This is a genomic window from Calditrichota bacterium (assembly GCA_020637445.1).
Taxonomy (GTDB): Bacteria; Electryoneota; RPQS01; order RPQS01; family RPQS01; genus JABWCQ01.
The window spans coordinates 356628-382196 of sequence record JACJVZ010000001.1 but is presented as its reverse complement, the minus strand read 5'-3'; the positions used below and the strand labels follow the sequence as shown (position 1 = coordinate 382196).

At 53.0% G+C, this 25569-nt stretch carries 30 protein-coding genes; 10 read left to right on the top strand and 20 right to left on the bottom strand.

The features are described 5' to 3' along the window. Nucleotides 1–250 precede the first annotated feature (250 nt). Nucleotides 251–1528: a citrate (Si)-synthase gene (locus tag H6507_01360; GenBank protein ID MCB9367749.1), complete on the top strand. Its 1278-nt coding sequence runs from the start codon at nucleotides 251–253 to the stop codon at nucleotides 1526–1528. A 67-nt stretch (nucleotides 1529–1595) separates the two neighbouring features. Here H6507_01360 and H6507_01355 read toward each other — a convergent pair whose 3' ends face one another. The 15 genes from H6507_01355 to H6507_01285 form a co-directional block, all read right to left on the bottom strand. After that, nucleotides 1596–2918, bottom strand: a complete 1323-nt coding sequence (locus H6507_01355; protein ID MCB9367748.1) for an FAD-binding oxidoreductase — start codon at nucleotides 2916–2918, stop codon at nucleotides 1596–1598. Beyond that, nucleotides 2915–3181 (bottom strand): zinc ribbon domain-containing protein, encoded by a 267-nt coding sequence (locus tag H6507_01350; protein MCB9367747.1) that lies wholly within the window; start codon nucleotides 3179–3181, stop codon nucleotides 2915–2917. Before H6507_01350 ends, H6507_01355 begins: the two co-directional genes overlap by 4 nt. A 14-nt stretch (nucleotides 3182–3195) precedes the next feature. After that, nucleotides 3196–4383, bottom strand: coding sequence for a pyridoxal phosphate-dependent aminotransferase (locus H6507_01345; protein ID MCB9367746.1), 1188 nt, complete (start codon nucleotides 4381–4383; stop codon nucleotides 3196–3198). Between the two features lie 23 nt (nucleotides 4384–4406). Further along, nucleotides 4407–4907: a hypothetical protein gene (locus tag H6507_01340; protein MCB9367745.1), complete on the bottom strand. Its 501-nt coding sequence runs from the start codon at nucleotides 4905–4907 to the stop codon at nucleotides 4407–4409. Then, a complete protein-coding gene (locus H6507_01335; protein MCB9367744.1) occupies nucleotides 4871–5455 on the bottom strand; it encodes a hypothetical protein in 585 nt (194 codons plus the stop codon). The genes H6507_01340 and H6507_01335 overlap by 37 nt, the downstream gene beginning before the upstream one ends. Next, nucleotides 5437–6717 carry a sodium:proton antiporter gene (locus tag H6507_01330; protein MCB9367743.1) on the bottom strand — a complete coding sequence of 427 codons (1281 nt, stop codon included), beginning with the start codon at nucleotides 6715–6717 and terminating at the stop codon, nucleotides 5437–5439. Before H6507_01330 ends, H6507_01335 begins: the two co-directional genes overlap by 19 nt. A 47-nt stretch (nucleotides 6718–6764) precedes the next feature. After that, entirely contained in the window at nucleotides 6765–7562 is a 798-nt protein-coding gene (locus H6507_01325) for a hypothetical protein (protein MCB9367742.1), read from the bottom strand. After that, complete coding sequence (locus tag H6507_01320; protein ID MCB9367741.1) at nucleotides 7538–7984, bottom strand: NUDIX hydrolase; 447 nt, start codon at nucleotides 7982–7984, stop codon at nucleotides 7538–7540. The genes H6507_01325 and H6507_01320 overlap by 25 nt, the downstream gene beginning before the upstream one ends. Further along, on the bottom strand, nucleotides 7984–8523 hold the full coding sequence (locus H6507_01315; GenBank protein MCB9367740.1) for an RsmD family RNA methyltransferase: 540 nt from the start codon (nucleotides 8521–8523) through the stop codon (nucleotides 7984–7986). The genes H6507_01320 and H6507_01315 overlap by 1 nt, the downstream gene beginning before the upstream one ends. Nucleotides 8524–8571: 48 nt before the next feature. After that, nucleotides 8572–8970, bottom strand: coding sequence for a helix-hairpin-helix domain-containing protein (locus H6507_01310; protein MCB9367739.1), 399 nt, complete (start codon nucleotides 8968–8970; stop codon nucleotides 8572–8574). Beyond that, a complete protein-coding gene (dnaJ, locus tag H6507_01305) occupies nucleotides 8967–10109 on the bottom strand; it encodes a molecular chaperone DnaJ (protein MCB9367738.1) in 1143 nt (380 codons plus the stop codon). Before dnaJ ends, H6507_01310 begins: the two co-directional genes overlap by 4 nt. After that, entirely contained in the window at nucleotides 10110–10688 is a 579-nt protein-coding gene (locus tag H6507_01300) for a nucleotide exchange factor GrpE (GenBank protein ID MCB9367737.1), read from the bottom strand. It abuts the gene before it with no gap. Nucleotide 10689: 1 nt separating this feature from the next. Further along, nucleotides 10690–11727, bottom strand: a complete 1038-nt coding sequence (hrcA, locus tag H6507_01295) for a heat-inducible transcription repressor HrcA (protein ID MCB9367736.1) — start codon at nucleotides 11725–11727, stop codon at nucleotides 10690–10692. 277 nt (nucleotides 11728–12004) lie between these two features. Then, nucleotides 12005–12580 (bottom strand): hypothetical protein, encoded by a 576-nt coding sequence (locus H6507_01290; protein ID MCB9367735.1) that lies wholly within the window; start codon nucleotides 12578–12580, stop codon nucleotides 12005–12007. Nucleotides 12581–12601: 21 nt separating this feature from the next. Continuing rightward, nucleotides 12602–13180, bottom strand: a complete 579-nt coding sequence (locus H6507_01285) for an outer membrane beta-barrel protein (GenBank protein MCB9367734.1) — start codon at nucleotides 13178–13180, stop codon at nucleotides 12602–12604. A gap of 155 nt (nucleotides 13181–13335) precedes the next feature. Between H6507_01285 and H6507_01280 the strand changes: the two genes are divergently transcribed. Next, on the top strand, nucleotides 13336–14664 hold the full coding sequence (locus H6507_01280) for a T9SS type A sorting domain-containing protein (protein ID MCB9367733.1): 1329 nt from the start codon (nucleotides 13336–13338) through the stop codon (nucleotides 14662–14664). Nucleotides 14665–14730: 66 nt separating this feature from the next. On the opposite strand, the gene H6507_01275 is transcribed toward H6507_01280, so the two are convergent. Both H6507_01275 and H6507_01270 read right to left on the bottom strand, forming a co-directional pair. Continuing rightward, nucleotides 14731–15249 carry an SRPBCC domain-containing protein gene (locus tag H6507_01275; GenBank protein MCB9367732.1) on the bottom strand — a complete coding sequence of 173 codons (519 nt, stop codon included), beginning with the start codon at nucleotides 15247–15249 and terminating at the stop codon, nucleotides 14731–14733. Between the two features lie 25 nt (nucleotides 15250–15274). After that, complete coding sequence (locus H6507_01270) at nucleotides 15275–15913, bottom strand: hypothetical protein (protein MCB9367731.1); 639 nt, start codon at nucleotides 15911–15913, stop codon at nucleotides 15275–15277. 186 nt (nucleotides 15914–16099) lie between these two features. Between H6507_01270 and H6507_01265 the strand changes: the two genes are divergently transcribed. From H6507_01265 to H6507_01245, 5 genes are all read left to right on the top strand, one after another. Then, on the top strand, nucleotides 16100–16708 hold the full coding sequence (locus H6507_01265; GenBank protein ID MCB9367730.1) for a TetR/AcrR family transcriptional regulator: 609 nt from the start codon (nucleotides 16100–16102) through the stop codon (nucleotides 16706–16708). A 150-nt stretch (nucleotides 16709–16858) separates the two neighbouring features. After that, entirely contained in the window at nucleotides 16859–17461 is a 603-nt protein-coding gene (locus H6507_01260; protein MCB9367729.1) for a hypothetical protein, read from the top strand. A 113-nt stretch (nucleotides 17462–17574) separates the two neighbouring features. Continuing rightward, nucleotides 17575–18639, top strand: a complete 1065-nt coding sequence (locus H6507_01255; GenBank protein ID MCB9367728.1) for a L,D-transpeptidase family protein — start codon at nucleotides 17575–17577, stop codon at nucleotides 18637–18639. After that, the gene (locus H6507_01250; protein ID MCB9367727.1) at nucleotides 18636–19277 is read left to right on the top strand and encodes a L,D-transpeptidase; all 642 of its coding nucleotides are present in this window, start codon (nucleotides 18636–18638) and stop codon (nucleotides 19275–19277) included. The genes H6507_01255 and H6507_01250 overlap by 4 nt, the downstream gene beginning before the upstream one ends. After that, nucleotides 19267–19881 carry a hypothetical protein gene (locus tag H6507_01245; protein ID MCB9367726.1) on the top strand — a complete coding sequence of 205 codons (615 nt, stop codon included), beginning with the start codon at nucleotides 19267–19269 and terminating at the stop codon, nucleotides 19879–19881. Before H6507_01250 ends, H6507_01245 begins: the two co-directional genes overlap by 11 nt. Before the next feature lie 75 nt (nucleotides 19882–19956). Here H6507_01245 and H6507_01240 read toward each other — a convergent pair whose 3' ends face one another. After that, on the bottom strand, nucleotides 19957–21609 hold the full coding sequence (locus H6507_01240) for a T9SS type A sorting domain-containing protein (GenBank protein ID MCB9367725.1): 1653 nt from the start codon (nucleotides 21607–21609) through the stop codon (nucleotides 19957–19959). A 387-nt stretch (nucleotides 21610–21996) separates the two neighbouring features. Here H6507_01240 and H6507_01235 point away from each other — a divergent pair, with 387 nt between their 5' ends. From H6507_01235 to trxA, 3 genes are all read left to right on the top strand, one after another. Next, a complete protein-coding gene (locus H6507_01235; protein MCB9367724.1) occupies nucleotides 21997–22590 on the top strand; it encodes an aminodeoxychorismate/anthranilate synthase component II in 594 nt (197 codons plus the stop codon). 359 nt (nucleotides 22591–22949) lie between these two features. After that, on the top strand, nucleotides 22950–23453 hold the full coding sequence (locus H6507_01230; GenBank protein MCB9367723.1) for a redoxin domain-containing protein: 504 nt from the start codon (nucleotides 22950–22952) through the stop codon (nucleotides 23451–23453). A 50-nt stretch (nucleotides 23454–23503) separates the two neighbouring features. Then, nucleotides 23504–23845 (top strand): thioredoxin, encoded by a 342-nt coding sequence (gene trxA / locus H6507_01225; protein ID MCB9367722.1) that lies wholly within the window; start codon nucleotides 23504–23506, stop codon nucleotides 23843–23845. A 70-nt stretch (nucleotides 23846–23915) separates the two neighbouring features. On the opposite strand, the gene H6507_01220 is transcribed toward trxA, so the two are convergent. Further along, nucleotides 23916–25040 (bottom strand): alanine racemase, encoded by a 1125-nt coding sequence (locus H6507_01220; protein ID MCB9367721.1) that lies wholly within the window; start codon nucleotides 25038–25040, stop codon nucleotides 23916–23918. After that, nucleotides 25037–25525: a GNAT family N-acetyltransferase gene (locus H6507_01215; protein ID MCB9367720.1), complete on the bottom strand. Its 489-nt coding sequence runs from the start codon at nucleotides 25523–25525 to the stop codon at nucleotides 25037–25039. The genes H6507_01220 and H6507_01215 overlap by 4 nt, the downstream gene beginning before the upstream one ends. Nucleotides 25526–25569 lie beyond the last annotated feature (44 nt).

The following is a 25569-nucleotide window of genomic DNA, read 5'->3' as shown; positions in this document are numbered from 1 at the left end:
CATGTTTTTATATTAATAAAAATTAACAGTTTATGAGTAAATCTGGTATTTGTGGACCTCATTGGTGTCGATTCCGGCTCCATAATTTTGCATATAGGTCGTGCAAAATTTGATATTATTCTTTTTTGTTATTTTTGTCACATGGACTGCACGGATTTCCGGTTGATTTTAATTCTGCATTTCGCGATACTATAGGTGGTAGTAATGTATCCAAAAGCCTAAGAAACACTCTTACTCGGGACCTAAATTCATGTCACTGATTCACGACAAACTTTCGAAAACGATCCCCGCCTACCAGGACGAAATCAAGTCGTTTGCCAAAACGTACGGCGACAAGGTGATCGCCGAAGTAACGGTTGGCGCGTTGCTGGGCGGACAGCGCGGCATCAAATCGCTGCTCTGCGACACTTCAGAAGTTCCGGCCGACAAAGGACTAATTATTCGTGGAATTCCCCTCGCTGAGTTGACCGACAAGCTGCCGGAAGAGATCTACTGGTTGCTGTTGACCGGAGAACTGCCATCCAAGAATGAACTTGCGGACTTTCAGGCCGAACTGAAAAAACGCGCCGGTGTCCCGGCTTATGTCTGGGCCGCCATGGAGGCACTTCCGAAGGACAGCCATCCGATGGCCGTTTTCAATCTGCTCATCCTCACTCTTGAGCGTGAGTCCGAATTCCGCCGCCGCTATGCCGAAGGTATGAAGAAAGATGAATACTGGAAGTTAACGCTGGAAGACAGCCTGAATCTCGTCGCCAAGCTGCCAGAGCTTGCGGCGGGTGTTTACCGTTGGCGCTACGATCTCGGTCCGCGTATTGAAGCCAAACCCGGCATGGATTGGGCAGAATCCTATGCGTACATGATGGGCGTTGAAGACAAGGATGGCGGTTTCGCCCGTCTCATGCGTCTGTACATGACTTTGCACACCGACCATGAAAGCGGAAACGTGTCGGCACATACGGCTCACTGTGTGGGTTCCGCGCTGTCCGATCCGTACTATGCGGTGTCCGCAGGTCTGAACGGCCTTGCCGGTCCGTTGCACGGTCTTGCTAATCAGGAAGTGCTTCGCTGGTTGCTTGACGTGCTGGAGAAATTCAAAGGCAACCCGTCAGACGAGCAACTGAACAACTTCGCTAAGGAAACTCTCGACAGCGGACGCGTCATTCCGGGTTACGGACATGCCGTCTTGCGTGTCGTCGATCCGCGCTTTACGGCGTTCATGGCATTCGGTCAAAAGGAATGTCCTGATTCTCCGGTGTTCAAACTTGCCGAACAAGTCTTCAATGTCGTCCCGGAATTGCTTAAGGGAATTCAGAAGATCAAGGATCCGTGGCCAAACGTCGATTCAATCTCCGGAAGTTTGCTGCACCACTACGGCGTCACCCAACCGCGTTACTACACCGTCATGTTCGGAGTCTCGCGCGCCATGGGTATGACTTCGCAACTCGTAATGAGCCGTGGATGGGGCGAGGCAATTCAACGGCCAAAATCGATTCCGTTCGCCGCACTTAAAAAGATCGTCGGCGCATAAGTACTTATTGCAAAAATGAAAAGCCCGATCACACTGTGGTCGGGCTTTTTTGTCGACAAAAATCTTTCTATGCCGTTGGGCTTGGTCGAAGCGGTTTGTAACGCGAAGAGGGGTCGCACTTGTTCAACATCGTTAGCTCCCAGCCTTGCGTGATCGAATCCCGGTAAAGTGAAAGGTCACACATCCCTCCGGCGTTCTCGATAGGGCATCCGGCCAAATTAAGCGAATCTTCCGAAATTCTTTCCAGTAATTCCGCCGCGCGCCGAGCCGTACGAGCTTCCGAATCCGGATGCAGCACCCAAACATTAACGTTTCCCGAGTCCAAAGTTCCCCACACGGCAACGCTGAGACTGCGGTCGCGGGCGAGCTCTTCCACCCTTTCGTTAAAATCGATTAGGGATTCGGCGGGCAACTTAAAACGACCTTCGCTTCGATCAGGATGCAAACGGGCAAGAGTACGCGGCAGTCTAAACAAGTTTTGCCACATCTGACTCACTTGAGTATTGCCTTCGACTCTTTTGAAGGATACTCCGTCGGACGATTCGAGTCCGATGCTTCCTTGCCATTCGCAGGCGAGCAATGCAACCGCAGAGTCTGACACCAAGTCATCATTTCCTTGCCGCAACGCGTCGGTCGCGACTGCAGTCCAAAACGGCAGCGCATCCGGCAACGGCACGCCATAGCGCCAGTTCTGCTGCATCTGACTCAATTCATCCACGGAAGCGCATTCACAAACGAGCAATGTTCGCGTTTCAGGCAACTTTTCCAGAGCAAGCTCGAACTTCGTGGACACTCCATAGCGAGCTCCGCTTCCGAATAGCAGTGATGAAACGTCCAAATTGTCACCAGTCACACTCGGTCCTGTGGCGTAGCGTTCACCGCTGTAACCAACCCATTCTACCCGGCGCAGATTGGAAAGCACGCCGCCGCCGCGATGCGAACGAACGCCTTCGACGGCGCGTGCGAACAACGTTCCCATCGTCTCGCCCGGCTCAATAGGATGCAGCGGAAGCCATACGAGCCCGCGCTGTGCAAGCTCCACGGCGACTGTTTCCAGCGGCGTTCCCGAGTGTACCCACAAACCCATTCCATCAGACGACAACTGCGATGGCCCGGACAAGCGATGCGTCAATATCAACATCGCGCTCTCAAGCTCTGAAACGGAAACGGGAGAATGCCCCGAAGCCACCGCAATACGCATATCCTTTTCAGCCGCGAACCGAAGCAACGTTTGCAGTTCTTCGACGTTCGAAGGCTCAACGATCAACTCCGGCAAATCGGTCTTCCGCAAAGATCCGCTCAACAACGGCAACAGCTCTTTCTGCCCCGAATAAACCGCGGCACCCGGAGCTTGCTTTTTCAGCTTGCTGTAGCGGTCAAACAAAATCACGATTTTTTGTCCGTTGATGTCGAACTGGAAGAGGCGTCGGAAGAACCGGATGATTTCGAAGAGGACGCCGCTCCGCTCGAGTTCTTTTTCGCATAATCCGTGATATAGAATCCTGAGCCTTTGAAGATCAAGCCTGATCCTCCCGAAATCTTGCGCTCGGCTGGCGCGCCGCAAATCGGACAAACTTCAACCGGCGGAGCAACCATGCTCTGAAACTCTTCGAATTCGTGTCCGTTCTTACAACTGTACTCGTACGTGGGCATATCGATGGTGTTACTTACTTTATGTCGGAAACCGCCGCTGCAATTCGATTCACCGCTTCGCGCACGTGGTCATCAGACGACGCAAAGGAAATGCGGATACAATCGGGAGCGCGAAATGCTGCGCCCGGAACTATTGCGACGTGGTATTTCTCCAATAGATAGTCGGTCATGCCGTTTGAATCTTTTAGCGGCTTGCCATTTACTGAACCTGTCATCATAGCAGGAATCTGCGGAAACGCGTAAAATGCGCCTTCCGGCTTCGGGACGTTGACGCCGGGAATATTCTTCAGTCCGTCGAAGCAAATGTCACGACGGCGAGTGAAATCATCTCGCATCCTGTTTGGAAAATCGAGACCGCCATTGAGCGCGGCCGTGGCGGCCTTTTGAGACACGGAACAGGCCGAGGACGTCATCTGACTTTGAATCCGCAAGATCGCGTTCATCACGTTGTCGGGTCCTGCACCGTAACCGATACGCCAACCGGTCATCGAGTAGCTCTTTGATACTCCGTTGACGACAATCGTGCGGTCGTAAAGCCACGGATACTGGGCAAGCGACACGTGCTCGCGCCCGTCGAAACGCAAGTATTCGTAAATCTCGTCCGAGATTATGTACGCGCGGTGTTTCTTGAGCACCTCCGCGATTTCGTCCATGTCTTTCTTCGGCATAACCGCGCCGGTCGGGTTACACGGACTGTTCAACATCACGGCCTTCGTGCGCGGAGTGATCAAGCGCTCCAACACTTCCGCCCGCAAATGAAACCCATCTTCAACGCGCGTCGGAGCGTAAACCACCTCGCCTCCCGCCAACCAAACCATCTCGGGATACGACAGCCAGCACGGTTCGGGAATAATCACTTCATCCCCCGGCTCCACCAGGGCCAAGAGCGTTCCCGACAAGATGTGCTTCGCGCCGTTTCCGACGACAATTTGCTTGGGCGTGTAGGTGAGCCCGTTGTCGCGTTTCAGCTTGGCCGCAATCGCTTCACGCAGTTCCATAATGCCTGCGGCCGCGGTGTAACGTGTGAAATCATTACTAATGGCCTGACGGCCGGCTTCTTTGACGTCCGGCGGCGACGGATGATCCGGTTCGCCGACCGACATATCATAGACGGTCATGCCTTGCTTTTGAAGCTCCCGCACCTTTTCAACAATAGCCAGCGTTTGCGAAATGGAGAGGCGCGAGACTCGAGACGATAGCACGAGTGTCCTTTCTTTAGAAATTATTAGAAATCATCCTGCCAAAACAAAATTCTGAAGCGGTCATCGGCAGGTTTGTAAACCGTAAATCTTGCAAATCCCAACAACGGCGACAAATTATCCAGCACGAGCTGGTATTGCGCCCGAAATTCAATCAGACTGTCCGGCGTTTCCAAGGCGAGTGTCTCTTGGTTCAGGCCGGCCCAAATTAACGTAATGTTGTCATACGCACGAAATAGTCTCGTCGTCGCCCGCAGGTCCGTTTCCCGCAGCCATCCGTCTTGACGCTGCAAATCCACGTCGTAGAAGCTGAACTGAAAGGACTCATCGAGCAACTCGGAGTACCTGAGCGAATCTTTCAGCTCGTACGCGGCGACAAAATTTTCCAAAAGCCCGCCGACGGTTTGCGCATCGGACCAAATCGTCCCCGCATCACCGCGCAGCTTGGGGGCAAACGGATTGGTGCACGAAAGCAACAGCGCCGCAAAGGCTATCGCGACTGCAGCAGCGCCTTTAGCTCGCTCCACGAGGCCAATTCTTCCGTGCGGCGATCGCTCCACGTGCGGATCTCCCAGTAGCCTTGGTTGCCTACGATCATCGAAAATTGAGCTTCTCCCGCCATCTGGCCCGGCGCACCTGCGATTGCGACCTGTGCAGTCAAATCGTAGTGGGCTGTGATGTTGGCCGTGTCACCCAAAAGTGTTTGTTCGATTGCCGAAAAAACGACGAACGCCACGCTGTCTTGCGGCAGCACTCCTTCGCCGAACAAACTGTTGATGTGCGCTTCTTCGTTGCCGTAGTTCCACAGTGCAAGGCTCGGCTGCTGCTGCACGACGGTCGGATCGGCGAGAAACGCGAAGCTGTCCTCGGCAAACGAACGCATATAGTTCGAAGCATTTCGTTCAAACAACGCCAATGACAAATTTGTCAAGACATCTTCGGGCGCAAGCGGCACTTCCCAGCTTCCACGCGCACCGGCCGGATCTTCGGGATCGCGCGTGTTAAACAACTCGCAGCCAAACGTGCTCAGCACAACTGCCGCGAACAAAAACCGGATTAGATAACGAGAAACCACGTTACAATCAGCACGGGAGCAAGAATCGGGATTGAGTATTTGTAAATGTACTCAATAAACGACGGCGTGGGTAGTTTCTCATGTTCGACAATCGACTTGACCATAAAATTCGGACCGTTGCCGATGTAGGTCATCGCTCCGAAGAACACCGCGGCAATCGAAATTGTGCGCAAGAGATCGGCATGCTGAGTGGCAAATTCCATCACCGCGATCTTTGAGTTCACGTCTTCGCCGTGAAGTCCCATGGCCGTGGTCAGGAAGTTCAAATATGTTGGAGCGTTATCGAGCACGGAAGAAAGGCTTCCCGTCAGCCAATAAAACTGAGTCGCCGATTCTATGCCCAAGCTGCCGGCATTGTGAGAAAGCCAGTCGAGCGCCGGAACCATTGCCGCGAATATACCGAGAAACAACAGCGCGACTTCTTTTACCGGATGCCAGTTAAAATTGTTGCGTTCGTGGATTTCCTGTTTCGTCAGGAAATAGGATCCCGCCGCGGCGGCGAGCATGATTGCTTCACGCAAGAACATCGGCTCTTGCACAAATGCCGCCCCGATGATGATCGCGAGAAACGGAATATTTATCAGGCCGCGCACTCTAAAGTGGTCGACCAGTTCCGCCGCTTCCTGCTCTTGCTTGGAGTGATGAATGAACTCGCGGCGGTCAATGAAGTAAAACATGACCAGCAATATGACGACACCGATCATCCACTTGTACCAGAGCGCCTCAAATACCCAGAAAAACGGCACGCCGCGCAAATATCCCAAGAACAACGGAGGGTCGCCGATCGGAGTCAGTGCGCCGCCGCAATTGGAGACGATGAAAATAAAGAAAGCAATATGGTACTTTTTGAACCGCCACGCGTTGCCGCGCATAAACGGCCGAATCAAAATCATTGACGCGCCGGTCGTGCCAACAAAATTCGCCAACACCGCGCCGATCCCCAATAGGTAGAGATTCTGGTGCGGCGTCAACCGGCCGGTCATCGCCACCAATATCCCGCCCGACACAACGTAGAGCGAGCCAATCAGCGCGATGAACGCTGCGTATTCGTGCCCAACATGTCCGAGCTGTTCGGCTGCGCCTCTCCCGAAGAAATAATAGGCCGCGACCAACGCACCCAGAGGCACAGTCAACCACCCGTAGAATTTCTCCCAAATGTGTGGATTAATCAGAGGCCAAACGGCGATCTGAAGAAGAATCAGCGCAAACGGAATTGACCAAAGCAGCGAAGGAGGATCGCCATGACCTCCCGCCGATAGCAGCGGCAGAATGTTCGGATTAATCAAATTGATTGGGGTTGGTAGGTTTGTTATGTTCGTGCAGTCAATAATTTTATGCAGGACTTCAACCAAGACGATAGCACGGGACGAAATCTGCCGCGTGCTTCTTCGTTCTCGCGGCAAACACGGGGAATCTCAATGTGCAACGCGGCTTTGCAAACACTTGGGTGCAGGGAGCCATGCTCTTTTGCGCGTTTGGCTGAGAATTTCAGTCTGTCGATCGGCTCAATCGCAATCTGCGGCTGCCGCGAGTCGTCGGAGGTGAGACCAAGATAGGTTTGCATCAACTCGCGCGCTGTGTGTTCATCGACACCGGCTGTAGCGACTTCGAGTTTCAAATGCCGGCGGTGCCCGTGAATTTCAATCAACAAGTCAAGCGGTGAGTTCTGTCCCGCGGCGAAAAGAGCCGCGCGATATTCTTCAAAAACTCTCAGGGCGCGATCCGTTTCCCGCTCTCTGCCGCCGCGCTTCGACGATTCCGACGGCCGGTTGACGTGAATATGCCTGCCAATCGAAACTGGAATCTTACCGCCGTCTTCATCGCGAAAATTCTTCGCCAGAACTTCGCCGCACCTCAGATCGTGTGCAAGCCGATTTGCGAAATACTCCGCCCAGTTGTCAAAACTCACGTGAGGCGCGGCCACGACCACTGCACTTGACAACTCGCAAACACGTTTCGCTTCAATCGACGTAGGAATCCACTCGACGAGACGCCCCTGCATCTCTTTATGCGAATATGTCCGGCCGTCACTCGCGGCCAGTACGGTGTCGCCGTTTTTCAGCGCGGCGAGCATTTCGCCAATCAGAGTTTCCCGACCGTCATCCATGCTTCGTATCGCTCAAAAGCATCCAGAATGCTTTCCCGGCTGAACCCGCTCCCTTGTTCGTCTTGAGTCTCAATTTCTCTCGACTCAATCATCTTTCGCGTGACCCAAACATACTCCGTGTGCTCATCGCTTAGCCGTGGAGTTCCCGCATCGGATCGGGCAAGATAATTTATAGAAAGAATTGGAAAAGCACCCGGAACAAAACTCCCGAACCACGCTTGTGCGACCCCGAAGATTTCGACTTCAAGCCCTGATTCCTCGCGTACTTCCCGCAACGCTCCCGCAAACGGGTCTTCTAACGGTTCCAGTCTGCCCCCCGGCGGTGCCAATGTGAATGGCCTCGTGGCGCGTTTCAGCAATAACATCTTGTCGCCGCGAAACACATAAGTGCAGGCCACGACCCGGTGCGTTAACTCGCCCATCACACGGAATCCCAAATGCTCACGGTCGTATCGCCAAACACGCGCGATTTGCGCAATTTCAATCCGACAATATCCGGCGGTGCTTGCCGCTTGGAATGCTCGAATACCACGATTCCGTTCGGTGCCAAGAGCTTGGAATCCAGAATACTCTCGATCAGCTCGGAAGGCACAACTTTCTCATACGGCGGATCTGCAAAGATAATGTTGAACGGCTCCGAAAATTTGCCGGCCGTGTGCAGGAAATGCGAAACGTCTTCGCAATGTACTACCGACCTATCTTCAAGGTGGTACTGAGCGAGTGCGCGCTTCATCCGCTTCTCTGCTTCCCGGGATTTGTCGACAAAAACCGCGACGTCCGCGCCGCGCCGCAACGCCAGCACTCCATACGATCCAATTCCCGCGAACAAATCCAGCACACGCGTGTTGGGAATTTCGTTGTGCAGCATATTAAAGACCGATTCCAGAGTCCTTGCGGACGTGGGGCGCATCTCTATTTGCATCTTGCCGCGCCTGAGCCCCGACGACATGCGCACAGCCATCTTGCCACTCCTTATCTAAAACCGCCGACCGGCGGCGCACTGTCTTCGCTATTCGACGATTATGCGGTCACGCATCGCCGCGAGTTTCTTCGGACCGATTCCCGGGACTCGCTCCAGTTCGTCCACCGTTGCAAACGGACCATGTTCTTCACGCTCGTCAATGATCCGCGACGCCAATACGGGACCGATACCCGGCAGCCGGTCGAGCATTTCTGCCGTCGCGGTGTTGATGTTGATCGGCCTGCTGAGCTCTTCTACTTTTACCTGATGCAGAGAATCGGCGATTTTCGCAAGCGCCGGATCTATCCCCAACGAGACAATTCTCGATTCGCCTGCTGCTGATCTTCCCAGCCACTGCTCGCGCAGTTCGAGGCCCGTTCCCGCAACAAAACTGATTCCCAGCAGCCACGCCAACGCGCGGCGGCTGAAATCGAATCTCCAAATCATTGTCCGAAGGCTTCTTTGACTCGCTCAAAGAAACCCTTGTCATTGGCCTGCACTTTGAAATTCTCGCTTTGCGAGAGTTTCTCTATCATCTCGCGTTCGCTCGAACTGAGCTTCTTCGGAACGTACAGCTCAATTTCCACAAGCTGATCGCCGCGCCCGTAGCCGTTCAACGACGGCAAACCCTTGCCGCGCATGCGCAGAAGTTTTCCGGGTGTGATTCCCGACTCGAGTTTCAATTGAGCTTTGCCCGTCAACGTCGGCACTTCGACCGTTCCGCCCAGAAGCAGTTGCGGTATTGACACGCTCAGTTTGTAAATAATATTGTCGCCGTCGCGTTCGAAATACTCGTGTTCTTTTTCGTCAATAAGAACGATCAAGTCACCCGCCGGACCGTTGCGCGGGCCGCTGTGTCCTTCGCCTCGAAGCGTGATGTATTGCCCGGCAGCGACTCCCGCCGGAACATCGACGTGAATTGTTTCTTCCTGTCTCGTGCGCCCGTCACCGGAACACGTCTTGCACGGGTTTGACACAATTCTGCCTTCGCCGTGACATTGCGGACACGTTTGAATATTGACAAATTGCCCCAAGATCGTGCGCGAAACCTGCCGCACCTGTCCTTGCCCTCTGCACGTCGGACATTCGGTAGGTTGGCTGCCCGCCGCGGCTCCGCTGCCTTTGCAGGTTTCGCAAGGACGGAATCTGCGAACTTTGATCGTCTTGCGCACACCTTCAGAAATCTCTTCGAGCGTCAAGGCGAGTTTCAATTGCAAATCATTGCCCCGCACTCTGGTCGACCCGCCGCCGCGACCGCGCTGCTGTCCGAAGATGTCTCCGAACATTCCGCCTTCCATGAACTGCCTGAGCGCATCCGACAAATCAAACTCGAATCCGCCTTGTCCGGGACGCGGTCCCGCCCCGCCGGTCATGTGGCCGAAACGGTCGTATTGTGCGCGCTTCTGTTGATCGGACAGCACTGCGTACGCTTCGCCGACTTCCTTGAACTTCTCTTCGGCTGCGGAATCGCCCTTGTTGCGATCCGGGTGAAATTCCATCGCCAGTTTGCGGTACGCTTTCTTGATATCATCCTGCGTCGCGCTGCGGTCTACACCCAGTACTTCGTAGTAATCCCGTTTCGCCATTTACTGCTGCTCTTCCCCCGCTCCGGCATCGCCGTTTTCTACAGGTTCGCTCGACACGATCACTTGCGCGTGACGAATCACACGATCTCCCAGCTTATAACCGGGCGTCACTTCTTCCAAGACTACACCTGCCGGGAAACCCGCGCGCGGCTGCATCATGATCGCGTCGTGCTCATCCGGATTGAACTCTTGGCCGCGGCACTCGAGTTTCGTGATGCCTCGTCCTTCGAGAAAAGTCTTAAATTTCTGCTGAATCAGTTCCATGCCGCGGCGTGAACTTCCGTCGTCGGTTTCGGGAGCTTCAAGCATGCGGTTCATGTCGTCATACACGGTCAGCAAGTTTGTCAATACCGATTCCGCGACGCTCTGCCGCACATTTTCAAGCTCGGCGCGAGTGCGCTTGCGGAAATTGTCGAACTCCGCGAGCGTTCTCACGTACTTGTCCCGCCATTCCGCCGCTTCACCGCGTGCCTGTTCCAAATCATCAGGCGCTTGCGGCGCAGTCTCTTCATTGCGCTCTTCTTCAAGCACCTCTTGAGTCTCTTTTTCTTGTTCGTTCATATGGTCAGATTTTTTCATACTACGAAAGTCTCTTGCTCACAACCCTCGCGGTGTATTCAAGCAGAGTCGTTAACCGCGAATAGTCCATTCGCGTCGGGCCGATTACTCCGAGCTTGCCGGAACTTGACGTCGTTTTGTAGTCCGCGGATATCACAGACAGGTCTTTGGCCCGGTTGTCGGGATTCTCACTGCCTATCGTAATAGCAACCGGACCCTTTCCTTCGCTGCCTTGAAGCAAGTGAATGATAATATCTTTGTCTTCCACAAGCTCAATTATCCCCCGCATCGAACCGGGAGTCGAAAACTCCGGCTGGTGGATAACCTGTGCGCGTCCGCCGATTCTTACGTTTTCGCTTTTCGATGAAAAGTTGAACAGCTCGTCCGTCGATTCGACAAACAACCGGATCAAACTCTGCGGCGTCTCAGAAAGATTCTGCATTCTCGCGGCAATCTGTTCGCGAATCTGTCCCACGGTCAGCCCGGCAAGTCTTTGATTTAGCGCAATCGTGACTTCCCGCACCGACGATTCCGTCATCTCTTGCTCAAGTTCGAGCATGATCGACTTCATCGGCCCGGCTTCCAGAGAAATTACTACCAGCAGTCGGCGCTCGGCGAGTTTTGCAAGCTCAATTCGGTTAAGCACAGCTTTTTGCAATTCGGGTATCACCACGATTCCAAGAAGCTGCGAAGCCGAAGCCAACACTCGCGTCGTCGCGTCCAGCACGGACTCGAGCTCCGCTGGAACGGATTCGATTTCTCGTTCGATGTTTTCCTGGTCTTCGCTCGACAGCTCGCCCAAATCCATTAGGTCGTCGACGTAAAACCGATACCCCATATCCGACGGCATTCGACCTGCCGAGGTATGCGGATGACTGAGCAAACCCATCTCCTCAAGATCTGCCATTACATTCCGAATCGTGGCGGGCGAGAGGTTCATTCCAAACCTCTTGGCAACATGCCGCGATCCGACAGGATTGGCCGTCAGGATGAAATGCTGCACGACTGCGCGAAGAATCAAACGCTCGCGTTCCGTCAGCTTGGGAATGGGTTGCTTCAAAGACATACTTCGAGATTAGGATTAAACAGATAAGATAGCGAGATATGGGCCAATTGTCAAGCTGTATGTGCCAACCCAACTTCTTTAGTTATCAAAGGTTTACAACACGGAAAATCAGAGATTTCTTAAGATTTTTTTCCGATCTTCCAAGCTGAGTCTCTAAGAAACAGTAGGTTATCTTTGGGACTTTAGTACGAGCCACAATACCAGAGGGTTCCCGTCAAAACGAAGCGCCCGACGGAACTCCGCCGGGCGCTGCACATAGAATGGGCCAGTCTTACAGGCTGCCCGTCACATGGAAGCCGAAAATGATTCCGGTCAGAGTAAAGCAATAGAGGTCCTCGTTTCCGAGACCGTAGGCTTGAAACTCACCTGCTTGAATGGCTTCAACCAGTCGATCCGTGTTTTGAAGCAATGTAATCGTTTCTGAGCACAGAAAATGTCGCGTTTCATTTGGCCCGAGGGCAATGCCCTCAAACACCTTAAATGCATTGGGATTGTTGCGAACCGCGTCCGGATTATCCATGGGATCAAAGTCCAGATCCATGACAATCCAAATCTCTCCGGATACAGGTGTGTTCAAGTGATTTTCGGCCGTCATATTGATACAGCCGTCTTCGACGCCTTCAATCGTGAAATCCGACCAATCGCCATTTTCTGTCAGGTCAACGACTACACCTTCCATCTGGGGCGTATCCAAGGCCCCGTCGCCACCGCGCAAGCTCGCTGGTGTCGTGTCCACGGAAATTGTCCCGTCGACTTCCTGCGAAACGAACGCCGTGCCCGAAACCAATCCGCAGCCACTGATCGCAATCATTAACAGCGCGGCAAGTATGCAAAGTTTCAATTTCATGGTGTTTCTCCTTGTGCGCGGTTAGTTGGAGGATTTCGTCTTGATCGGGAAGAAATACTGAACTCCCAGCACCGTCTGCCAGTTCTTGCGCGACGCGTTGTCGTCATGGAACGGCATCACCAACAACGATGTCATGATGTCCAGATAGATCTTCTTCTGATACAGGTTGATCCCGGCACCCAAACCACCGCTCATCCCGGTCAAAGTCTCGTCTTTTTTGTAGCTCGCGCCAGCGGCCAGAGAATTTGTGGATAGTCCAAGGTGGAAATACGGCCAGAAATCCTGCGGGTCTTTCTGAGCCAAGAGGAGGTTCAAACCGAAACCCGTCAAAGTCCCGCCGGGAATGGTCAGAGTCGGTTCACCCGGAAAATCGATGCTCTCTTCGCGGTCACCCTGCGATGTGCTGCGAAAAACAAGCTGCCCGTGCAACGGACCGACAATGTTGCCTCGGACAGACAGCCCGAACTCGGGCCCGGCTGCAACGTCATTCTGGATGATCGGCACATCATATCCGCCGTGGAGTCCAACACCCAATGGATAGTCCGCCATGGCCGGAACAGCCAGAAATGCAGCTAAAAGCAATACAGTCACTAACTTCATAAAAGACTCCTTGACTTGTCTTGTTTCGCCATAATTTACGAACTACTCTCTGGAGAAGCAACCTTTCCTTGCGAGCTTCTGGGAACGGCCCGCAAAGGTTGTATTCTTGTTCAATGTTGCCTAAATTATCTGTACTTACGTATTAGGAGTGACTTATGAGATTTGTTTTGGCTGTGCTGATGCTGACGGCATCCCTCCCTGCTTTTGCCGATCCGGGCGACACAACGGTAGTAATTACATTTATGGAAACCCTGCAAAATTTCGGTGCCGGGGGCCGCGACGTCGTGGAAAACTTCGACTTCCCGAACTACGTTACGGAGTTTTCAGATGTTTACATGGTCTACAGACTGGATTGCCCCGGTGCTCCCGGCGATTGCGATCCGTGGGACAGAACGGCGAGGCTTTTTGTCCAAAGGGAGTTGACGGACTCAACGCACGAGGATATCGAAATCGCCCGTGTCATTACTCCCTATGATATCACCGGCGGCGGCGGACCGGGCCATTGTGACTGGACCTTTGACATGATTGAATATCAGTCTTTGCTCCGCGGTCAAGTCACCTTGCACAGTTTTGTCGATACATGGGTTGGAGGAAACCAAGGGTGGCTGGTTACTTGTACTTTTTATTTCGTGGAAAATCCTTTGCCCATCAAGCCGTTTGCAGTAGAGCAGTTGTGGAACTACGGTGGTTTGGTCTATGGCGATCCGGACAACCCGGTCAGTGACTATCTCGACTACTATTTTGTGCCAATTCCACCGCAGGCCGAGTTTGCCACGGTCAGACTCTGGACGACGGGGCACGGTCAAGGCAATACCCATAATGCCGCCGAATTTTCACAGAAGACTCACAGTGTCTGGATCGGACTTGATCTCTACTCGCATCTGCTGTGGAGAAACGACTGTTCGACCAATCCGTGCAGCCCGCAGGGAGGAACGTGGCAGTACTCGCGCGCCGGTTGGTGTCCGGGTGCACGGGTTTATCCGTGGGATGTGCCGTTCATTGAAGTTACTCCCGGTGAGACGATTGACATATTGCCGATGATTGAAGACTACGAGAACCTCTGTCGTCCCAACAATCCGGATTGTGTTTCAGGCGTCACGTGCACCGACTGCAATTACAACAGCACCGGGCATACCCAGCCCGTTTATATCACCAGCGGTCAAGTCATCTTCTACACGACGCAAGCTCTTTCATCCGAACAGCAAACTCCGGCAATCCCCGCAAGCGCAGTGCTGCATCAAAACTACCCCAACCCATTTAACCCTGAAACGAATATCTCGTTCGTGTTGTCTCAAGAGGGCCGTGCGGTCGTCAAGGTCTTTGACATCATGGGTAGGGAAGTCACCACAATACTCGACCGCAACCTTGCTCGCGGACAGCATCATGTGCTTTTCGATGCCAGCGGTTTGTCCAGCGGCGTCTACTTTGCCCGTTTGGAAACTCAAGGCGACGTTTTTACAAAAAAGATGCTGTTGTTGAAATAGCAGCTATTCAAAAGGAAGAAGAGCCCCGGTAGTTTGCCGGGGCTTTTTGTTACGTGAACCAACCTTCTATTCCTTGTACTCTCCCGACTCCACATAGGGTTTGAATCTTTCAATCAAGAAGTGATGCCAGACCCCGTCCACAATATTGGCCCACTCTTCATCGATTTGCCCTGACATCTGCGCCGTGACTTTGACCGTTGTACTGTCGCTTTCTTCCGTGAACTCATAGGTCACCACAAAGTTCACGGCGCGTCCGGAAAGTCCTAACGGCCCATCATATCGCAGCAACTTAGGGCGTTCGGCGTAAATCACCGTCGCATGCAAGGCACCGTTGCCTTTATCGTCGAACTCTTCGATGAAACGACCGCCAACCCACGGTTCGAGTGTCAGGCTCTTGGGATGCTCGCTGAAGGTATGATCCCACCACGGCAGCAAATCGCCGGTCATCGCATCGTAAAGTTCTTCCGGCGTGCCCGGCAGCTTGGCAGACTGAACGGACGTATATCCGCCGGCCGGGTTTACAGTGAGTTCCGCGACGGCAAGTTGTGCTGCCGAAAGCACAACGAGAAACACGAGATACTTCATATTACTCCCTTTCAAATCCTGTGGTCTACGGAAGTTTATATCGGTTGGCGAAACGAATCTCCCAACCTCCTCCGAATCCACTGATGCGCAGCGATTCTTGAATGTCAAATCTTGAGCCTCGCCTAATCAACACCGGATCGTGCAAGCCGGTTATCCTGCCTTCATCGACTGAAACTCCCCAACGTACTCCGGCTAACATGGTCGCTTGCTTCGGGCCGTCCCGTTCAACAAGCCACGACTCAAAACGAAAGCCGCTGTCAAGTGTCGGACGATCCAACAGCCAGAACTTTCCACCTTCCTGCACACGAGACATCAGCTCTGGATTCTCGAAATCGGCCTTTGAATAGTAGGCTGGATCTTCGTCTTCTCCTTTGGCACCCGGCAACCCGGAGCCACCACTCTGCGGGTCAATGCGAGGATACCCCGGAAGGTCTTCCCGTTCGGCAAGCTGCCACCACTCAATATCAATATCACCGGCATTTGCAGCTTTGGCAAAGCCCAGCCGCAACGTGCCGTCACTTCTGAGAGGAAGCAGCTCGAGCCTGCCAATCGGCTTTCCGTGAGCATCATAGACAAGAATATCCTCATCTTTGCCATTGTCGCCTATTGCTGGCTTTGCAAACAATACAAACCCAACAAAAGCAATGGACAAAAGGGCTGCCATCCATAGGTGATGGCCAAAAATTGGAGGTATTCCCTCTCGGTGTTGGAGCTGGCTTTGTTGCATCAGTTACAAGATAATCAACTTAGTCTTTATTTGCTTGGCAGAAAGTTCGCTTGTGCCTCTTGACTAAATGACGTTCAGTTATTATACTATGACACAAAAGTAAACACTGTTCAGAGGGCAGCTATGTCTATCGTAGACCGCAAGCTCCGAGAAAAACAAGAGATGCGCTCCAATATTCTGGAGGCCGCAAAAGATCTCTTCGCTGAGGATGGATTCCAAAATGTTTCCATTCGCAAAATCGCTGACAAAATCGAATACAGCCCTGCTACTATCTACCTGTATTTCAAAGATAAAGATGCGATTCTTTTCGACCTGCACAACGAAGGTTTTCGAAAACTCTTTAAGCGGCAGCGAGATAATGCGAAGGTAAAAGATCCGGTCAAGCGCCTTGATGCCCTGCTCAAGACCTATCTTGAGTTTGCGCTCGATGAACCGGAATACTATGACTTGATGTTTATGCTCTTTACGCCGCTGCCAAAGATATTAGAAACAGCGGAATGGCGCTATGGCCGCAGAGCGTTTAGGTTGCTGTCGGGAACGGTCGCGGAATGCCAATCCAAAGGACTTTTCAAAAGCACGTCGGTCGAGGCCGCTTCATTGGCCATCTGGGGCTCGGCACATGGCGTGGCCGCCTTGCTCATCCGCAAGAGGGTTACAATGCTGCCTGAAAAGACATTGCCGGATACGGCGCGAGAGGCATTGGCCGTCATAAGTCGCCAGTTGCTGTCATAGAAGACCCTATAGGGGTTTACTTACGAAAAATTTTTGTTACCTTTATTTAGTTGGTGAACAATGACCATTGTTCGCCCACGGGCCGCCAAGGTTACCCGGCCGCAACGACTCCGTGTCAATCCACTCCAACCGGGTTCAAGGAAGGACACCATGAAGAAAACGATTATTGCCGTTCTGTGGATCGCACCGCTGCTGTTTTTGGCGGGCTGTGCCGAGCCGCCCAAGGCTGAGTCTGATGCCGCGAGCGCCGCTGTCGCCACTGCCAAGACTGCCGAGGCCGAACAGTATGCCGCGCAGGCTTACAACGCCGCCCGCGACACGCTGAACGCTGCAATGGCCGCTATTAAGGAGCAAGACGGCAAGTTTGCCTTGTTCCGCAACTACGACGCCGCCAAGGCTCAGCTCGCCAAGGCTTCCGAAATGGCGAACCAAGCCGCGACTGCCGCTGCCGCCGAAAAGGAAAGAATGAAAACCGAGCTGACCGGTATGCAAGAGCAGTTGATGAACGCGCTTGCCGGAGCCGACTCTGCTCTGGCAAAGGCCCCCGTTGGCAAGGGTAACAAGGCTGACATCGAATTGATCAAGAGCGACCTCTCCGCCGCGCACAGCGCCTACGACTCCGCAGTCGCCGAATTCAACCAAGGAAAGTACATTTCCGCGCGCACCAAGATGCAGACCGTTCAACAGAGAGTCGGAAGCATCATGGCTGAGATCGGCAAGGCTCAAGAAATGGCCAAGGGTAAGAGGAAGTAACCTTCGGGGCAACCCGCAGCAATCTTCGTGAGTTTAACAGGGAGCCGCAGACTGTTGCGGCTCCCTGCACTCTCTAATTAACTATACTTGCTTCAACTGATATTCTGCGTCGAATGCTCAGACCGACTGTTTTGCTTACTCTGATACTCTCAGCCGTTCTCTGGTTGGGTTGCGATACTCCTCCTCTCGCCGACATGGTTCGTGCCGAATCGGCGATCTCGAATTTGCGCGATGGCTATGCCAGCAAGTATGCCAAAGAAGAGCTCGAGTCGGCTGAACTGGCGCTGCAGAAAGCTCGCGAGGAAATGGCCTATCAGCAAGGCCGTCTTTCGATTCTGCGCGGCTATGACTCCGCCGACTCTCTGATTTCATATGCCCGTAGTCTGGCGCAGATTGCCAACGATTCCGCGCACGTGCGCCGTGCCGAAAGCCTAAGGCTTGCCCGGACCGAACTCGATGATTTGACAAGGAACCTGGAAAGCTGGAGAAAATCACTCGACGTTAAGCTAACCGTATATCGAGCGGAGAAACTATGGTCTTTGGCTCAAATGAGTCAAGCGACCGCCGTTAGCCTGCTTGAACAAGAAGACGTCGACGGAGCTCTCGACGCCGCGCAGGAATGCCGCGACCAGCTCTCGGCACTGCGTGACGCTATTAACAACCACGACGCGGACGCCCAAGAGCGCATACAAGTCGCCAAGAAATGGGTTAATGCCACCGTTTCCGAAAGCAAGAAGAACCGCAGCATTGCCATAATCGTGGACAAGGAAGAACACAAACTGCATCTTATTGACGGCGGGAGAAAGATCAAGTCCTACGAGTGTGATTTGGGATTCAACGCCGCCTATCAAAAGATGTTCGCGGGTGACGGAGCGACACCTGAAGGAACTTACAGAGTTTCCGAAGTCAAGCAGTCCAGCCGCTATTACAAAGCGCTGCTCCTCAACTATCCCAATGACGACGACAAGAAGAGATTCGCCGCCAACAAACGCAACGGCCGAATTTCCAGCCGTGCGGGGATCGGAAAACTGATTGAGATTCATGGTCACGGCGGGCAAAACAAAAATTGGACGGATGGCTGCGTCGCGCTGGCGGACAACGATATGCTGGATTTGATGAAATTCGCGCGCGTCGGAACACCCGTCACTATCGTTCGAAAACTCGAGGGACTGCAATGATCAGACTTGTCATTTATCTTGTCTTAGCAATGGCCGTCGCCGTCGGAGTGCTGTTCGCGTTGGCCGAAAAGCCCGTGACTATCGATCCGCCCGCGGCTCTCGCTCAAATCGACTCGGTCGTCGCGGCTGTTCCTGATGAAAAAAATGTTGCCAAAGAAATCAAGAAGCTGCGAAAAGAGATCGACAAGGCGGCCCCCAAAGGCAAATACATCGTCATCAACCCGCATACGAACAACGCTTATCTCCGCACTGCCGATTCCGTGATGTTCAAAGCCGTGTGTTCCACGGGTTCGGGCGGAGAATTGACCGATCCGAAGTCAGGCAAGAAATGGGTGTTCCATACTCCCAGCGGTGTGTTTTCCATCAAGAATAAAATCGTCGAGCCGTGGTGGAGAAAACCTGACTGGGCCTTTATCGAAGAAGGTGAAGCTCCTCCGGCGAGCAATTCCGACCGTCTCGATCCTAATGTTATGGGTGACTATGCTCTCGGATTCGGCGACGGTTATTTTATTCACGGTACGTTGTATGAAAGACTGCTTGGAATGTCCGTGAGTCACGGCTGCGTGCGACTCGGTTCGGACGACTTGAAGTATTTCTATGATCGAGTTCCGATTGGAACGGGTGTCTATGTCCTGTAAGTCGTTATTGTTTACCTTGGCCGTCTTTACGGCGGCCTTGCCTGCAGCGGCACAAGAGGATTCGCTATTGCACGAGTGGCGAGTCTTGTCCGCGCAAAGCGAACTGATTAAATCGAATACACCGTATCTTGTTTTTGACGCCGGGCAATCAAGCCTGTCCATGAAACTTGGAAATGCCAATGTCTGGGTCATGAAAGAAGACTCCGGTACGAAGCCGCTCGATATCGAACGTATGACTCGAGACTTCAAACCGGATTCGGAATTGGTATTCAGCGTCGAGTCAGTTCGATTGCTCGAATATGAACCGCGATTCCCTGACTCTCTGCTTAAGATTGTCAGTGACGCACTCGATATGGCTCCCTCTTTGCTCCAACGCGAGATCCCTGTTTCGTTTGAAGTCAAGTGGCGCAACGGTCCCACGCTGCAAGTCTATTCGCTGCCCGAAAACGACCCGGTGAAACCGACGGTTTCGTTCCGCCAACGCTTGGGTCTGATTTTCAGCGGATTTGGAGGCGCCGACTACGAAGTCCAAACGGACAGGGAAATGGCTTTGACTCTTTACCGGGTCATGCAGCGAGGCGCACTGACGTTGGTTCTCAGGTAGTCACTTTAGTCGTTGAAATACAAAGCGGGCTCTCCCTTCGGAGAGCCCGCTCTTTTTTTCGAAGCTGAAATCCGCTTATTTCAGCAGCAACATCTTACGGGTCGCGGTGAAGTTATCCGCGTTCAAACGATAGAAGTAAACACCGCTGGGCAGCGACGAAGCATTGAAGCTGACCGTGTGCGATCCGGCGTTCTGAGCTTCGCTCACCAACGTGGCAACTTCTTCGCCCGTCACCGTGTAGACCTTCAGCGTCACGTTGGCGGCATTCGCCAAGTTGTAACTGATGTTCGTTTCGGGGTTGAACGGGTTCGGATAGTTTTGAGCCAGCGAGTAGCTGTTTACCGTGGCGGCGGCGTTCGGCGTGGCGCTTGCGATTTGCGAATTCACAGTGCTGCTGCCGTCCAGATCCACAACCGTCAAACGATAGTTGTAGGTCGTGCCGTTGGTCACGTTCTCATCGGTGAAGCTGTAACGCGATTCAGACGAGCTTTCGCCGCGAGCCTGAACTTGAGCCGTCGTGCTCCAGTTTTCCATATCGGTCGAACGTTCCAGAACGAAGTGGCTAACCGCCTGCTCCGTCGCCGTCGACCAGTTCACCTGCACCGCATTGTCCAAGCCAACGGCGTCAAACGAAGCCATCTCGACAGGGAGAATACCGTCGATCGTGATGCAGAAACAACCGGCATAAGCATCTTCACCCGGCGGGATTTCCAAACCAGCGTCCGGAGCAATGCACAGCACGAGGTACCAATTCAAATCGCCGCCTTGACGGATTTCCCAAATCACGTCGCCGCTGCCGGGCGAGCACTCATTGCCGTCGCAGTTGATGCAGCCGGGAACGAAATCAAAATTCGAGAAGACCGGCGGATTGTACGGCGTGTTCAACAAGATCCACAGCTCGTTCGAGCAGCAGCACAGACCGACGCAGTAGGAACCGGCAGCGGAAATTTCGCCCGGACCCCACGTCTCACAGCAGTAAACTTGAAGGTCAAGCACTTGCGTCGGCTCGTTGTCGTCGATCGTCGCCAAACGGTTGCCGCCGCATTCCCAATAGCAAGCCGCGCCGTCGTTTGTCTGGAACTTATACTCGATGTTGGCATTCGAACCGCCGGGGAACACGAACGTGCCTTCCCAGATGCCGTCCAAATCGGTGTCCTGCATAGCACCGAACGGATTGCACATGCTCCAACCAAGGAAGCTGCCCGTGAAAAATACGCCGCCCGCGGTGAGTGCGGGATTCACGCAGTTCATGTCTACGCGGAACGTAACGGCGACGTCCTGCGACGTACCATCCTGAATGTGCAGCGTAAACGGCGGGTTGTTGTTAGCCTGATCCATGGCGCCTTCGTACCATGTGTCATCCGACATATCGTGGAGACGAACATAGAAAAGCTCATCTTCGCCGCCGTTCGTAGCGCTTGACGGGATATTTGCAGTCCATTCGTCGTTCGATCCGATGTCGACGTTGAACGACAGCATGACCGAATCATAATCCGCGGCGCTTGCGGTCTTGTAGTACAACCAGCCTTCGATATCCGCGCACGGACCGGGATCAGACGTACACAGGTCTTTCCAAACCTGTACGTAAACACCGATGTTGTCCGTTGGCAGGTAGGTCTGTCCACTGGTCGGCCAAATTTGTCCGGCCCAGCCGATTGCGGCTTGGGCGGTGCTGGCGCACATCGCGACCAGCATCATGCTCAAAACAAAAAACTTAAGCGTTTTCATAAAACTGCTCCGTGTCCTTTCATGTTGACAAGTTTTATCGGTTGCAGTATAGCTAATATATTTACGTCTTCAGCCTAAGTCAAGAAACTTCGACCAAAATGATTAATTAGCAAAGCGCCAGAGATCTCAGTTCTTTTGTGGGTCAACTATCATAAGATATTGTATTTTTATATATTGGTCACCCTTTGCAATATGAGCAGTTCTGACATGTTCGACACTTTTTGAATGGCGCGCCGCTACAAGAGGCGTTCGCCACCCATTTTGTGTTCTATTGACTCTTAACTCGAGCAAAACCATATTGTCAATAGTTTGCAATTTCACAAGATCTCGAGCGACTTGTGGCCGGTTTCGTGCCGGCGATAATCGAATTGTTCTGACCCTTTGACCATGATTTTCGTACTCGACAACTACGATTCTTTCACCTATAACTTGGTTCAGGCGGTTGGCAAAACCGGAATTCGCCTCGAAGTTGCTCGCAACGACGAGATCACTTGTGAAGAATTGTTAGCGCTTGAGCCTTCGGGATTAGTACTCTCGCCCGGTCCCGGCCGCCCGGAGCAAGCGGGGAACATGCCGTCGATTCTCGCAGGGGTTATCGGGAGAATTCCGATACTCGGAGTCTGTCTCGGACATCAAATGATCGCGCTGCATTTCGGGGGAAATGTTGTGGCGGCGCATTCGCCGGTGCATGGGAAGTCCGCCCGTGTGTTCCACGACGGCAAGACGGTCTACAAAGATATTTCGAACCCCTTTGACGCCGGACGCTACCATTCGTTAATTGTCTCCCAAGACAATTTCCCAGCGGAACTCGAGATAACTTCGCGCACAAAGGACGGAGAAATCATGGGACTGAGGCACAGATCCCTCGCCATTGAGGGTGTGCAGTTTCATCCCGAATCAATCCTAACTCCCGAAGGCGACAACCTGCTCAAGAATTTTGCGACAGTCGCCTGCGGCCTTTCGACTGCGAATCAATCTTGATTTTCGCCAGCATGTGACTAAGTCATTTAGTTTTTTCTTGTGAAAAGGTAGACTTGTCGAATCGACATTGGCATTGTCGAACGCAGCGGTGTGACCGATTTTTATGAAGCCTGCGGCATGACTCTGTGGCAGGAATTTCGTACCAAACGGTCGGTTTCACAAACGGGTAATCATGTTCAACTTCAAGAATTTCATGATTAAACAAGTCTGTCACGAATCACTTGTGTCGGCTTGTGAATCCGGTCAAATTTTCGTATCTTCTTGAATTAGGAACCAACCCCTAAGGTCAACCGTTCACCATTTGATCCGGGAGCTGATGAATGAAAAAAGCCCTTCGCAAGTTTAAATCGAAAGTCTCAATGAAAACACTTCTGTCACTCGCTCTGGCAACGATGATGTTGGCCTCTATCGGCTGCGGCCAATCCGGCTCCAAGCAAGCCGCGGTCAAAGTGGACGATGCCAAGAAACTGAATTTTACTTACAAGACGACCGCTGGTGAAACCGTCGATGCACGCCAATACTACGGTAAAGTCGTCCTCGTTGACGTGTGGGATACGTGGTGCGGTCCGTGCCGCAAAGGGATTCCGCACCTGATCGACCTTTACAACGAATATCAAGGTAAGGTTGAAATCGTCGGTCTCGCGTTTGCCCGGGAAGGCGCGCCCAAGGTGCAGGCTTTTTCCGACCAAATGAAAATTAACTACCCTGTCGGTATTTTTGGCGACGAAGCGGCGCAAGTTTTCGGCCGTCCGCGCTCGATTCCGACGCTCTTTATTATCGGCAAGGACGGAGAAATTGCCGAGACCGTAGTGGGTTACCGGCCCAAAGAATTCTTTGAGCAGAAGATCCAAAGCTTACTGTAAGCTCTTGCTGCTTCCGCCTAAAATAATATCCTAATTTTGGAGTGACGCTTATGTCGAATGCCGCTGCCAATGCAGTGCTCAAAGTCACCGACCAGTCGTTCGTCGACACGGTGAAGTCAAACAAGATTTTGATCGTGGATTGCTATGCGGACTGGTGTGGTCCGTGCCGAATGATTGCGCCGATCGTAGAAGATTTGGCCAACGAATATTCCGGCCGCGTCGCCTTCGCAAAAATTGACGTGGATCAATCGCCGGCCGTCAGCCGCCAGTTCCATATCAGCTCGATTCCGACGCTGCTGTTCTTCAAGGACGGCGAAATGATCGACCGCCAGATCGGTGCGCTTCCCAAGCACGCCTTGCAGGCGCGCGTGGAAGCACTGCTCGGCAACTAAGAGCAATTCCTGCCAACTAAAACGGCCTCGTGTGTTTCACACGAGGCCGTTTCTTTTCTCGAGAATTCTATTATGCGTGAGCCAATTCCACTTTGGCACGCGCGCGCTCCGGTTCCGGGAGGAGCACGCGCTCAGTGTAACTGTTGTTCATAAGTCTGACAAGGGCGGAATAGTTCACGTCGAATTTCACGACGTCGCCGAGTTTCATCCCCATGTCTTCTTCGCCGATGTTCAGCACCGTGACGTCACTCGACGCACCCGCAATTTTGAATTGCGGGTTGCGCGGAGTCAGCCCGCCAATATCCGTATCCAATTGGCCAATCGAGACAATCGCGCGATAGCCCCGCCGCGTCGCGCTGCCTTCGATGTCGGGCTGTTCGAAACTGGTTTCAAACGGTGTGATTAGACTTGTGTCGCCCATCGGAATCAAGCTCTTTTCCTTGATTTCGATGACCTCAACTTCAAGCGTAATCGCGTCGCTGCGCAATCCCGGCAGAATCCCGCCGCGCACAAGGTCTGTCCCCAAGAACACAGCTTCGCCGATTCTGAAGTGGTTTATTCCCTGCGGCAGACCGCCTTCCAGAAGCAAGGGAAGGGCTGAAGAAGCTCCGGCCGAAATCAACGGGAGTTTCTTCTTGAATTTGAGTTCCAACAGCTCTTTGTACAGCGCAAGCTGCATGAACTGATCTGGGTTCGGCACCGCACCCGACAAACACCCGATGTTCGCGCCGATACCAAGTACGCGGATGTTCGGCAGCCGGAAGATATTCTCATAGAATTCCACCAGCCGGCCCGGCACAATTCCTTCGCGCAAGTCCCCGACTTCAATCATCACAATGATGCCGTGACTTTTGCCCTGCCTGCCCGCTTCCTCGTTCAGCTCGACTATGACTTCTTCTTCACTGTTAAGGCTGACGTCCGTCATGGAAATAACTTCGGAGACCGCTCCGAGGTGCGGAAGCCTGAGATACCAGATGCCTTTGCCGGGTGCGTTGTTGCGAATCGCGCGCAAATTCCGAAGGCGTGAATCGGCGAAGGCCCCCACTCCCATTTTAGAGAGCGCGGAGATAGTTTCTGGGTGGCCGCATATAGCTTTAGCCACGAGCGCCCACTCGGCCTGATGTTCTTTCATCCAGCCGTCAATAATGTGGATGTTGTGCCGCAGCGCCGCGGCGTCAATGGTTACGCGATTCATCGCGCGAGCCTCATTTCGGCATATTTGTGAGTGAATCCGATCCGCTCGTATAGTCTTTTCGCCGGATTCTCAAAGTCCACGTGCAGTTTGACCGCGCCTTTGCATTCCTTCAGCGCACGGTCGATGATTTTCGTGCCCAATCCATGCCCCCTTAGCTTGGGATCGACAGAGACAAAAAGAAGTAGATTTTCAGGTACATACCCCCCCATGCCCGTGTTTAGCATGAGCAACATGCCGCAAAGTTCTTCCCTGCGTGTTGCCAATACAAGAAATCCACCTTTCCCGGACTCTTTCGAAAAAGCGTAATCCAGCCCACGGGAAATATCCCCTTGGGTGTCCTGCCACGGAGTCATGGTTGAGTGGATGAAGTGCACGAGAGCCGTTCGGTCCAGCCACTTGGGCAGCTGCCGGTCGCTCCGGATGATTTGGTATTCAAAGGTGCTGTCTGTCTTGGGAGCCGCGGCTGTACTTGCCGTGCTTTGCATTTTTTCTCCTTAAATTGATTAAATAATCAACTTAATAATAAAGG